This is a genomic window from Bacillus sp. FSL W8-0920 (genome assembly GCF_038593215.1).
Classification (GTDB): domain Bacteria; phylum Bacillota; class Bacilli; order Bacillales; family Bacillaceae; genus Bacillus; species Bacillus pumilus.
In genome coordinates this window covers 412,342-424,537 of record NZ_CP151974.1, presented here as the reverse complement: position 1 = coordinate 424,537, position 12,196 = coordinate 412,342, and the positions used below count along the sequence as shown (strand labels likewise).

Here is a 12,196-nt window from a genome sequence, read left to right as displayed (position 1 = left end):
ATTTTTCTTATATTCATAAGAGGAAATCAACCCAACCCTTCCACTTCCTGTCATTTTGAGCTTTCGCTGAAAAGGAGGTCTGTTTCCCTTTTGTACGGCGCTCTCCAATGGTACAATCAATGTAAAAAATTAGAGGTTCATTATGAAGATTTTCGCTATCCAATTACAGCATTTAGATGACATCCATGCACGAAAACAAATCGATCAATTGAAACCCTTTGTTTCAGCTGAAAAACGTGCTGCGGCTGAGCGCTTTCGCTTTTTGGTCGATGCAAGAAGGACCTTGTTAGGTGAGGTTCTGGTTCGTCAGATGATCCATGATATGTACGATCTGCCTTTTGATGAGATCGTTTTTGAAACAGAGGGCAATGGCAAGCCTGTCGTCCGGCACATTCCTTCTTTTCATTTTAATCTTTCTCACTCTGGTGATTGGGTCGTATGCGCAATAGATGATGCACCTGTAGGTATTGATATTGAGGAGATCAAACCGATTGATCTAGCGATTGCTAAACGATTTTTTTCAGCAGATGAGTATGAGGATTTACTTTCACAACCGGCAGAACGGCAGGAAGCCTACTTCTTTCATTTATGGTCAATGAAGGAGGCCTTTATCAAGCTGACTGGAAAGGGATTATCTTATGGTCTTTCGTCCTTTACAGCCCGCCTGTCAGAGGATGGACAGGCGACGCTTGCATTACCTGATCATGAAGCGCCCTGCTTTGTTCAAACATACTCACTTGATCCTACCTACCAAATGGCGGTGTGTACACGAAAGCCTTCTGCGGCTGAACGTGTTGAGATACTCTCTTGTAGTGATGTACTGTCTCGTCTTTAATATCGCCCAATTTGCTGAAATGCTGTCTTTATCAAATCGACTCCACGTGTGATTTGCTCTTCTTTCACATGCCAAATGTTCAACTGAAGAATGGGGTCTTTTTGATAAGTCGACAGATAATGGCGGTCGATTGACTGAATGGAAACAGATGCCTTTTTCAGCTGCTGAATGAGCTGGTTCATCGGAATTGACCGATCGAAACGTACATGTGTATGAGTAGCTGGCTCCTCTTCTCCCAGTTGATAAGCGATTTGATCGCTTTTCAGGCATGTCACTAGTTGTTTGGATCGGTTGCGATAGGTCGCCCGCATTCTGTCTCGATGCCGTTCAAACATCCCGCTTTTTAAATATATTTCTAAGGCTGCCTGTGACAGCATGGAGCTGTCGATGTCAATGAGCCGTTTGTGTTCGCTAAAAGGTCTAATCAGTTCCTCAGGTAAGACGACCGCTCCTGTTCGAAGTCCTGGAAAGATGATTTTGGAGAAGCTTTTTAAATAAATGACCTTCCCCGCCTGATCGTACGAATAGATCGGGTCTCTTTTTGCGTCGAATTCTAAATCGGCTATGTAATCATCTTCAACGATATAGACGTCATATGTCTCGGCAAGAGCTGCAATCGCTCTTTTCTCCTGCTTTGACAAGCTCGTTCCAAGCGGGTTTTGAAACCTTGGCATCGTATAGAAAAAACGAATCTCCTCTTCTCGAAAGATGCGCTCCAATTCCTGAAGGTCAATTCCCTTTTCCGTCCGCTGAATCCCCCGTACAGGCAGTTGATTTTTTTCTAAATATTGAAGGTATAGATGATAGCCTGGCTGTTCGACTAATATGGTCTGTTTGCCATTCGGAAAAGGGATGGTGCTTAAAATGGATAACGCCAGCTGAATACCAGAAGTCATAACGATCTGTTCTGGATTTGCAAACACTTGATAATCCATTAATCGCTTAGAAATGATTGGCAGCAGCGAGGGTAATCCGTTGGCTGTGCCGTATATAAACAAGTCATTTTGATACAAATCGATGGCTTGGTTGATGCAGTGCTGGAAATCAACATATGGAAACACGACGGGATCAGGTGCAGATGAAGCAAAATCAATCCATGTGCTATCCTGTTTCCCCGCTGACTGCTTTGTTTTCACGACATAATAGCCACTTCTTTCTACAGAATACAGCAGATGTTCACGTTCTAATGTGTCTAGTGCTTTGATGACAGTGCTTTTACTCACTGCATATTGAGCCGCCAAATGGCGAATGGAGGGGATCTTCATGCCTGCATGGTATTCACCAGACGTCATCTTCTCTTTTAAGCTGAGAACAAGCTGATCATATTTCCTCACACCACTTCCTCCTTGTACCGGTACAGATATCATGTTCTCTTATTGTACACCTTAGATGATCCGATTACGATAGAAGAACAGAACCGGTCAATTCAACTGAAGCATGCATGCTCGTATAAGGAGTCAAATTGTGGACATTTCAAAACAAAAAGCGTATGCTGCCGCGATAGGCTACGCCACGATCATTGGTTTTTCATTTTTGTTTGTCAAAATTGCATTAGAATCAGCAAACCCGATTGATTTATTAGCACACCGCTTTACAGTTTCTTTTGCAGCCGCACTATCGCTTTATCCATTTTTACGAAAGAAGATCCGCCTCTCCATTCAATGGCGTGATCTTCTCTACATCGTACCGTTTTCCTTGCTTTATCCTGTGTTGTTTTTTGCTTTTCAAGTATGGGGGCTGATGTATACCTCTTCATCAGAGGCTGGTATTATTCAGGCAACGATCCCCATTCTGACGATGGTGCTTGCCGCGTGGTTTTTAAAGGAACGCGCGACATGGATCCAAGTGCTGTTTACCATTCTTTCTGTGTGCGGGGTGATGCTTCTCTTTGTCATGAAGGGAATTGATGTGAAGCATTCACACATGATCGGCTATGGACTGATATTACTTTCAGCCTTATCCTCCAGTGCATACAGTGTATTTGCCCGAGTGATTACACGGCGCTTCCATGTGATTGAACTCACTTTCGTGATGACATTCTTTGGATTTGTCTTCTTCAATGCCGCTGCGCTCATCCAGCATTCAGCAAACGGGACAATGCCGCAATTTTTCAGCCCATTTACACAACCATCCTTTGTATGGTCAATGCTCTTTTTAGGCATTCTTTCATCACTTCTCACGGCATATTTATCAAACTATGCCCTTTCTCAGCTTGAAGCGGCAAAGGTCAGCATCTTTAACAATTTATCTGCGTTTATTACAGTTGCCGCTGGGGTTCTCATTTTACATGAAACAATCGATTGGTATCATCTCATCGGAGGTGTGCTGGTCATTGGCGGAGTGATTGGCGGGAATGTGGTGAAAAAGCGGAATTCATAAGAAAAAGCGGTCCCTTTAAGGAGGACCGCTTTCTTTTAAAGTTTCATTAATTGTTGTTTGCTTGCAACGTCAATCACATGTCTCATCTGTTCTGCGAAGGGCTCGAGGTGTGTGTTGATATACATGTGCCCTCCTTCGAAATTGGTGCGTTCGATGGTTTTTGCCCATGGCAGCCAGCCATTTGCATCTTTCATGCATTTTTCATCTTTTGTTCCATTGAATAAATAAACGGGTGTTTCGATGATGGATTGATCTTTGTGCTGGAAGGTTTCCAGCGCCTGATAGTCTGCACGTAAGGACGGCGTAAAGTAATCCATCATTGGTTTGTTCTCTAATAATTCCTTTGGAATCCCGCCCATTTCGGCAATATGCTGAACAAATGCTTCATTCGATAAATGGGTCAGGATCTGTCGTTTTGTTTGCGGCGGCTGAATAGCCGAGATCACGACTGCTGCAGGATCGATTCCTTCCTTTTCTAGCAGCTGAGCCAGTCTATACACAACAAGTCCTCCCATGGAATGTCCGAACAGGATAAATGGGCGGTTCAAGTTACCCATGAGCCCTTCTTTGTATAGCTCAGCCAATCGGTCAATGCTCGTTTCGAGCGGCATGAGATTGGTTCCATGACCTGGGGGCTCTGCTGCTGTTACTTCGGCAGTGCCTTTTAGCTGTTCAAAAAGCGGGCGGTACGAGGCGGAATAACCGCCTGCAAAAGGAAAACAAATAAGTTGAATAAGGTCTGATTTTTTTTCAAAGGTTTTAAATAAATGGTTCATATGTTCTTACCCCTTTATCATCGTTTGAAGAATCCGTGCCAGTTCATCTGCCTGCGGCCTTTTCATCATGGTGACATGGTCTCCTTTGATGTGATAATACGAGCATGATCCTTTCGTATAAGCCTCCCAGTCTGAGAACTTCTTCTGAAAATCAATGGCGTGATCACTGCTTTGTACAATATAAAACGGCACATCGAATGGTTCTTTTTCTAATTCAATGGCTTGTGACATGATTGTATTATGCGTTTGCATTTGCAAATATTTATCTAAATACTGATCATTCATAAATTGATGAACCACTTCATCCTTTTCTGCCTCTTTGAGTATTTTTTGCTTCACTTCTTGGAAGCTCAGCCCTTGTAATGCTTCTGGCTGGATGCCGACAAGATTCCCCATTCCAAGGACAAGCGCAAGCATTTTCACTTCTTCTTCGTTCATATCCGCATGGAGCGCCTGATCTGCCTCATCTCTTAACACAGGGACGGTATCTAAAATGATGAGTCCTTTCGGCGCTTTTCCTGCATGGCAGAGCCGCTGATTCATTCCGTAGGCAAGGTGCCCGCCCATTGAATGCCCTGCTAGATAGTCAACACCAGGTCGATAGAAGGTCTCAATGGCTTCAACAAATATGGACACAAGCTCTGTGTAATGGAGGAATTGCGGTTCTTCATCCTCATATAAGCCAGGAGACTGCAAGGCGTACACAGCGCCTTGATGTGTCATCAGCTTAGCCACATCGATATAGCCCATCACCGTTCCACCGGCAGGCGGTGCAAAGAAAATCCTCGGTACGGCTGGATCGCCTTTTTTCAGCTCAATCACGTAGTCCTTTGGAGACCTTTCGACGTGCTCTCCGGCCTCTGGCATTGCGTCCACATGTGCGGCTAGCTGAGCCGGCGCTGGATGCATGAAAATCCATTTTGGATCCACACGAATCCCCTGTTCTTTTAATTTGGCAACAGCTTGGATACTCATAATTGAATCGCCGCCTAAATCAAAAAATGAGTCATGTATGCCTACTTGTTTGACACCAAGCACGTCCTTGAAAGCTGTGACAATCAACTGCTGTGTTTCGGTGACTGGTTTGTCATCCCCCTGAGAAAGAGAGATCGTTTCTGCTGGGTCTGGCAGTGCTTTTTGATCAACCTTTCCGTTTGTTGTAACTGGCATTTCGTCCATTACAATAAAGTAACTTGGAATCATGTAGCCTGGCAGGCTTTCCTGTAAAAATGCTTTCCAGCCTGGAACAGGATTCGCTCCGTCTGTGACAAGGTAGGCCGCCAGCCGTTTTGAGCTGCCATACGTTTTGGCGATGACTGTACATTCTTTTACTTGTGGATGCTTGAGGAGAGCTGTCTCTATTTCTCCACATTCAATCCGGTAGCCTCTAATTTTCACGAGATTGTCTTTTCGGCCGAGATATTCAATGGTGCCATCTGAACGCCATGTACCAAGATCACCTGAACGATACAGCCTGTCTCCCCCTAGTTCAGGGAATGGATTGTCTATAAACCGTTCATTCGTCCGCTCTGGATCATGAAGGTAGCCTTGTGCCAGCCCTGTGCCGCCGATATAAATTTCTCCTTTGACGCCTGCTGGCACTGGGTTGAGCGCATCATCTAGTATGACGACAGTTGAATTCGATACTGGGACACCAATCGGAACTGACCTTGCTCCCTCTGGCATGTGCGTGACTTGATGTGTTGTGGCTAAGGTCGTGTTTTCTGTAGGACCGTAAGCATTGATGAGTACACCCTCCATATGTGGCAGTGCCTTTCGTGCATGCTCACTAGACATCGCTTCTCCACCAACGAGTAATGTACGGTAGCCTGCTACACTTTTTGGATCGTGTTCCACCAGCCGATTGAATAAAGCGGTTGGCAGACAGTTGGCTGTCACTTGATGCACTTTGATCAGCCGTGATAATTCATCCATATTCAGTGCGGCATATTTCGGAATCAGAATGAGCTGACCGCCATTCAGCAGCATGCCCCACAACTCAAATGTAAAGGCATCAAAAGCATAGTTTGAGAGCTGAAGCATCTTATCATCTGGACCTAGTTTTATATAGTTTGTTTTTCGAACCAGACGGACAACTCCTGCATGGGGGAGCATGACGCCTTTTGGTGTACCTGTTGAGCCTGATGTGTAGTTGACATAGGCTAACTGGTCTTCTCCAATGATTGATTGTTCTCTTTGATACACTGCATCTGTTACTGGTAATGGCTTGTCCATCTCAATCTTTGTACCTGTAAAGTCTACTAGACGCTCTATTAAATGAGACTGAGTGATGATCACATCACTTTGCGTATCGCGAACAATGAGGCGGATTCGCGCATCTGGATATTCTGGTGACATTGGAACATATGCAGCACCAGATTTGACAATGCCTAGCACTGAGACAATCATGTCAAAGGAACGATCAAAAAGCATCGGTACAAGTGAACCTGGTCCAACTCCTTTTGATTGCAAGTAAGCAGCAAGCTGTGTTGCCTTCTCATCCAACTCTTGATACGTCATGTGCTCTTCCAAATAAGACAAGGCAATGCGGTGCGGATCACGCTGCACCTGTTCTTCAAACAGCTCTTGAATGGTGCGCTTTGGATATGGCGTAGCCGTTTGGTTTTTCCCTATGATCATCGCAGCCTGTTCCGCTTTGTCCATTAAGCAATAATCAGAAAATGTACGTTCAGGCTGAGCTGTCATACCATCTAGCAGATGAAGATAATAATTCATATAACGATGAATGGTCTCTTGATCAAATAAATCTGTATTGTATTCCACTTGGATCGACAGCTGATCCCCCTGTTCAAATACATGTAAGGTGAGATCAAATTTAGACACTGTATGATGAACCATCACATGTTCACTTGTCAGCCCTTTGAGATTGACATGGAGCGAATCTGTTACATAACCCATCGCCACTTGGAAAATAGGCGATCGACTTAAATCTCTATCTAATGAAAGATCATCGACAAGCTTATCAAATGGATAACGCTGATGCTCGAAGGCTTTTAATGTCATCTCCTTCACGTTTTCCATGACATCAGCAAACGTATCTGCTGTGGAGATATCCTGTCTCAGCGCGAGTGTATTCACAAACATTCCAACAAGCTTCTCTGATTGCTTGGCACCTCGCCCTGCGATCGGCGAACCAATGATGATATCTGTCTGTCCTGACAGCTTGTGAAGCAGGACGTAGTACGCTGACAGCATCGTCATGAACAGCGTTGTGCCCTGCTGCTTGGACAAAGCCTGCAAACGGCGGATAAGCGTATCTTCCAAGACGATTTGCTCTGTAGCGCCGTTAAATGTTTGAACTGGCGGGCGAGGACGGTCAAACGGCAGCTCTAACACCGGAAGATCACCTTGTAAATGATCGAGCCAATAGGCTTGGTCTACTTGATGATGCATTACTTGCTCATTTTCCCAATGGACATAATCTGTCCATTCGATTTCTAGCGCTGGGAGCTGCGGCGCTTCATCTGCAAGCAGCCCGTCATATGCCACTTCTAATTCCTGAATGAGCAGACTGAGCGACCATGCATCTGAAATGATATGGTGCTGCGCGCAAAGAAGATAAAATTCTTCATTGCCCATATCCACAATCGTCCACTGCGCAAGAGGCCCTCTTTCTAAATCATAAATGCGGTTCGCTTCTTGCTGAATAAGCTGCTTGAGTCTTCTCGTTCTTGTTTTTTCATTAAATAATGAGAAGTTCGCAACTGTGACAGATGGTGGAAGGTCTTCACGTATCATGTGAACCGGCTTGCCGCCAAGCGATTGAAAAGTTGCGCGTAGTGCTTCATGACGTTTCGTTAAGAGACCAATCGCTTTTGTTAACGCTTGAATGTGCAATTGTCCTGTCAGCTTCCAAGCACCTAATATATTGTAATGATGGCTCTTTTCCAATGTGGATAAGAACCAAATACGCTTCTGAGCATGTGACAGCTCATAGCTTGTTCGCTTTTCCAGCTTTGAAATATTGGCTTCCTGAACAGCAGGTGCCTCTTTGATGTCATCAACCATTTGCGCCAAATGTGCCAGATGCTTGCTTTCAAATAATATTTTTAAAGGCGCCTTGATTGAAAACTCATGATTGATCCGAGAAATGGTTTGAGTCGCCTTTAATGAATGTCCGCCAAGGTCAAAGAATTGATCCTCTTTGTACACACGATCAACGTCTAAAATGTCCTCCCATATGGCAGCAAGCATTTGCTCTGTTTTCGTTTCTGGCAATTGTTTTTCAAGGGGTTGTCCATTTTTGTGATGATTCAGCTTAACGGCTTCATGATCAATAGAGCCATCTAGTTTTTTCGGTATTTCCTGTACTTGCTGAATATCCCAGTCACCTTTTGTTCCGCCTGCGATATCTTCCACATGCACTTCTTTGCCAGGCTGAACTGTGTAAAAAAGCTTTTTCTCAAAAGTCGGTATTGGCGCTGGCTGAAGATACGCTGCGATTTCTGGATTGGCTCCATCTAGTCCGATAAATAGATGCGCTTCATTCAGCCGAGCACCTAGACATAATGAATGGAGACCTTGCTTCTTTCCAATCAATTGAAATCCCTTGCGGACGGTAAGGGCTGCGCCGGTATGCCCCTTAGACAAACCGAGATTATCCCACATACTAAAGTTTAAAGAGATCGCCCGTCTTCCTTCTTGAAAGGTGAGCGTGTGCGCAAGCCCATCTAAAAAGCTGTTGGCCGCAGAGTAAGCCCCGAATGTTGTACCGCCAAAAAAGCCATTTACTGATCCAAAAAAGACGAGTGGTACTGCCGGATCATGCTTGAAGGCTTCCTGCAGGACAAACGCTCCGTCTGCTTTCCCTGACAGTTCCTTTGTAAAATCCTCTTCTGACGTATGCGCCAATGTATACTTATCTGTATGCTGAAAATGCTCTGATACATTGCCAGCACCGGCTAAATGCAGCACACCCCGGATGGTTTGACCAAAATGTTTTTCTGCTTTGTAAATCGACCGCTCCACGTCAGCTAAATCGGTCACATCCGCTTGTACATAGATAACGTCACCGAGACTTTTTAGCTGTAAGAACGCTTCTTTCTTTTCCAAGCTGTCTTCCAAAGATGTCCTTCCAATCAATACAAGCTTTAGGCCAAATTGGAGCATCTGCTTAGACAGTTCAAATCCAATACCGCCGAGTCCTCCGGTCAGCAAATAAAGTCCTTCATATTCTAAAAATCCTTCTGTTTGAGGTGCGTTCATCATATTGACTTTTTCCAGCTTTGGTACGAGCCTGTGCCCTTTTCGGTATGCCACCTCTGCTTTTATATGAATCGCCGACAGCTCATCAGCAATGTGCTTTGCATCCTGCTCCACTTGCTCCGCTTCAATATCAATATGGGACACCTCTGCTCCTTCCCATTCTTGCGGGATGGTTTTTAATAAACCAACGAGCGACGTTTTCTCCACATGAAGATCGTCTTCAGGGCTTACAAATTGACCACCCTTTGTCACCACAACAAGCCGGACAGGCTCTTTGTTTTCTTGCCTCCATGCTTGATACAAGTACAAAATCGATTGATTGGACCTCGCATGCATTTCTGTGAACTGCGCAGGCTCAACAATGGCTTCTTTGTCTGCCACATTCCACAAATGGAGTATGCACCCTGTCTTTAATTCATCTGCTTCAAGTGCTGCAACGAGCCTGACATAATCCCCCTTGATTCTCGGGTTCATCTGGTACATCCCTTTGGACAGACGCAAAAATTCATGTCCTTTTTTCACAGAAACATAGGGCTGATTTCTTTTTTCAAAATGGGCGTAAAGTGATTGGTAAAGCCCTTTTTCATCCTCGAAAACGAGTACATGATCAGCAGCAGGCTGAGACGGACCAATATGCTCCTTTACCCAAGTGCGTTTGAAAAACCAATCTGGCAGTGTTTGTTCATTTTCAGAAGCAAGGTCCAGTGCCCTTTCAATGTCACGGAATATCCCTTCTTTTAGCGCCGCGCCTAACTGAGCACGTTGGATCTTTCCACTTTCTGTTTTCGGAAATTGGTCTTTTTTCACTGGAATGATGTGATCGGGCTCTATGCCAATTTTACGAATGATGGCCTCTCTGATCTGCTGAATCATCGTGATTTGTTCCTCTAGCGAATCCTTTTGTGTCACAAAGAAGACGGCAAGCGTGTCGTTGCTTGATTCGGGATTGTAGATGCCGTACGCAGCGGCAAAGGTGACTTCCACCCCGTCCACCTCTTCCACAACTGCTTCAATTTCGTAATTCAAATAGTTGGCTCCGTTGATGACGATGATATCCTTTTCCCGGCCTGTTAGAACAAGACGCCCTTCGTGGATAAATCCTAAATCCCCCGTGTGAAACCAGCCATTTTCCACAAATACCTCTTGATTGGCTTCCTCATTTTGATCATAGCCCATCATAATCGTCGGACTCTTCACCTGCAAGCGCCCGACCTGATCTTCTGGCAGCACATGATGATGCTCGTCTACAATCCGAATCCATACAGACGGAATCGGTGCACCGACTTCGGTAAACGTCATTTTGTGCGGATGATCTTGCGCCACGTATTGAATTTCACCTGTTAACGAAGTCTGATCAATCGTCAGCTGTCCATCCTGATCACCATGCCGCATGAATTTCTTTGATTGAACAATGGCTGAGGATGTTTCAGACATGCCGTACGCCGGCACCATCGCATGACGGCTTAATCCGTGCTGACCCATCATATGCATGAAGCGCTGCGTTACTTTTGGCACAACCGCTTCGGCTGCATTCATGATATAAGTCAGTGTGGAGAGATCCCAGCTCCCCTTGCGAATGTCGTCCTCATATTCATTCATCATCGCAAAAGCAAAATTCGGTGCCCATGTCCTTGTGACGCCGTATGTTTCTACCCAATCCAGCCACACCATCGGCCGCTCGATAAATTGATCAATGGATGGACTAATCTGCTGGCAGCCAAAGTAGACGTCATGCACATGAAACATGACAATGCCTCCTACATGATCAAGCGGCATCCAGTTAAGCGACACATCCTCATGCGTAAAGCCATTTGTCTGCTCAAAGGAGATGATTCGAGATAAAATACTTTGATGGTTGTGACGGATACACTTTGGCACACCCGTACTACCTGAAGAGAGCAGCTGAAGCACAGGCTCATCTGGCTCTGGCTCATAATGCTGTTCATCAGGTTCACACGAGAGCAATGTTTCGATTGTTAAAATAGGTATGTCTTTTGCCTCAAATGACTCACGCAGCCCAGCAATGTCCTCAGCACTTGCTTCATTCGTCATAATAAACGGTTCATTTTGCAGCCGAAACACGCCTTTCAGCTTGTTCACAGCTTGATTCGTTTCATCATAAACAGGCGGTACAGAAACCGGAGTCGGAATGATACCACCGAGAATACAGCCCCAAAACGCAGTGATGAAATCTTGATGATCTTTCAATTGTAGTAACACTTGATCGCCGTTTGTCAGGCCTGCTTTCCTTAAACCAGACAGAACCCGTTCTGCGTTTGTGAGTAACTCAGGATAGGATTGGGTCAACGTGCGCCCGCCTTCTTTGATGTAGGTCACCCCGCGGTCAGGTGACATAAAGGCTGATCGAATCAACACCTCTGTCAGTGTGACAGGTGTGCCTGGTTTTTTGATGACATCCCCGCCATACACAAGTGCAGGCGGCTTTTCATGAGAAGATGCTTGCTTTGTTTCGCCCTCTTCATCCTTCGAGATCGATTCGTTCCCTTGCGCACGCTGCCGATTAGGAAACAGATCATCTAGGTGATAAGGCGTTTGTTTTTCTGTCTGACTTTCAATGAGAGCAGCCGCTTCCTCTACTCCATCTATAGCTTTCGTACGATCTTCTATCTTTCTCAAACTCTCTTCATCAATGATGTCAATCGAAAGCAGTGCTTCTGTATCGACCGCTCCACTTTCTGTCCTTGGCAAGGAAGGCAATAAGACGAGAGCGGCTGGCACTTCATCAGGGTGAAGCGCGCCTGTCATTAGATCCTCTCTTGCTAGCGAAGGGTCCTTCGCCTGTGCAAATAGCACAAGCGAGAGGCTACCTTCTTCATTTTTCTTCGGGATGAATGCACATTCCTTTAACGGAAAATGAAGCATCACGACCTGTTCTAATGCTTTGAGATCGATTCGTTTTCCGTTGATTCTGACGATATGATTTGCTGCATGTCCTTTTCTTCTACTCATTAACATCGTT

The 12,196-nt window shown here is 45.2% G+C and carries 5 protein-coding genes; 2 read left to right on the top strand and 3 right to left on the bottom strand.

Annotated features, from left to right (window positions below):
• The first annotated feature begins 142 nt into the window (after nucleotides 1-142).
• Entirely contained in the window at nucleotides 143-835 is a 693-nt protein-coding gene (locus tag NSS78_RS02065) for a 4'-phosphopantetheinyl transferase superfamily protein (RefSeq protein WP_050945484.1), read from the top strand.
• On the opposite strand, the gene NSS78_RS02060 is transcribed toward NSS78_RS02065, so the two are convergent.
• Nucleotides 832-2,169, bottom strand: coding sequence for a PLP-dependent aminotransferase family protein (locus tag NSS78_RS02060; protein WP_212046362.1), 1,338 nt, complete (start codon nucleotides 2,167-2,169; stop codon nucleotides 832-834). The two genes, NSS78_RS02065 and NSS78_RS02060, sit on opposite strands and share 4 nt — an antisense overlap.
• Nucleotides 2,170-2,299: 130 nt before the next feature.
• Here NSS78_RS02060 and NSS78_RS02055 point away from each other — a divergent pair, with 130 nt between their 5' ends.
• A complete protein-coding gene (locus NSS78_RS02055; protein ID WP_050945482.1) occupies nucleotides 2,300-3,214 on the top strand; it encodes a DMT family transporter in 915 nt (304 codons plus the stop codon).
• Nucleotides 3,215-3,249: 35 nt separating this feature from the next.
• On the opposite strand, the gene NSS78_RS02050 is transcribed toward NSS78_RS02055, so the two are convergent.
• Both NSS78_RS02050 and NSS78_RS02045 read right to left on the bottom strand, forming a co-directional pair.
• Nucleotides 3,250-3,990, bottom strand: coding sequence for an alpha/beta fold hydrolase (locus NSS78_RS02050; RefSeq protein ID WP_212046361.1), 741 nt, complete (start codon nucleotides 3,988-3,990; stop codon nucleotides 3,250-3,252).
• Nucleotides 3,991-3,996: 6 nt separating this feature from the next.
• A complete protein-coding gene (locus NSS78_RS02045; protein ID WP_327840408.1) occupies nucleotides 3,997-12,192 on the bottom strand; it encodes a non-ribosomal peptide synthetase in 8,196 nt (2,731 codons plus the stop codon).
• Nucleotides 12,193-12,196 lie beyond the last annotated feature (4 nt).

What these genes read in the sequence shown, in the direction of transcription:
- NSS78_RS02065 (WP_050945484.1), top strand. Translation starts at nt 143, where the DNA reads ATGAAGATTTTCGCTATCCAATTACAGCATTTAGATGACATCCATGCA.
- NSS78_RS02050 (WP_212046361.1), bottom strand. Translation starts at nt 3,990, where the DNA reads ATGAACCATTTATTTAAAACCTTTGAAAAAAAATCAGACCTTATTCAA.
- NSS78_RS02045 (WP_327840408.1), bottom strand. Translation starts at nt 12,192, where the DNA reads ATGTTAATGAGTAGAAGAAAAGGACATGCAGCAAATCATATCGTCAGA.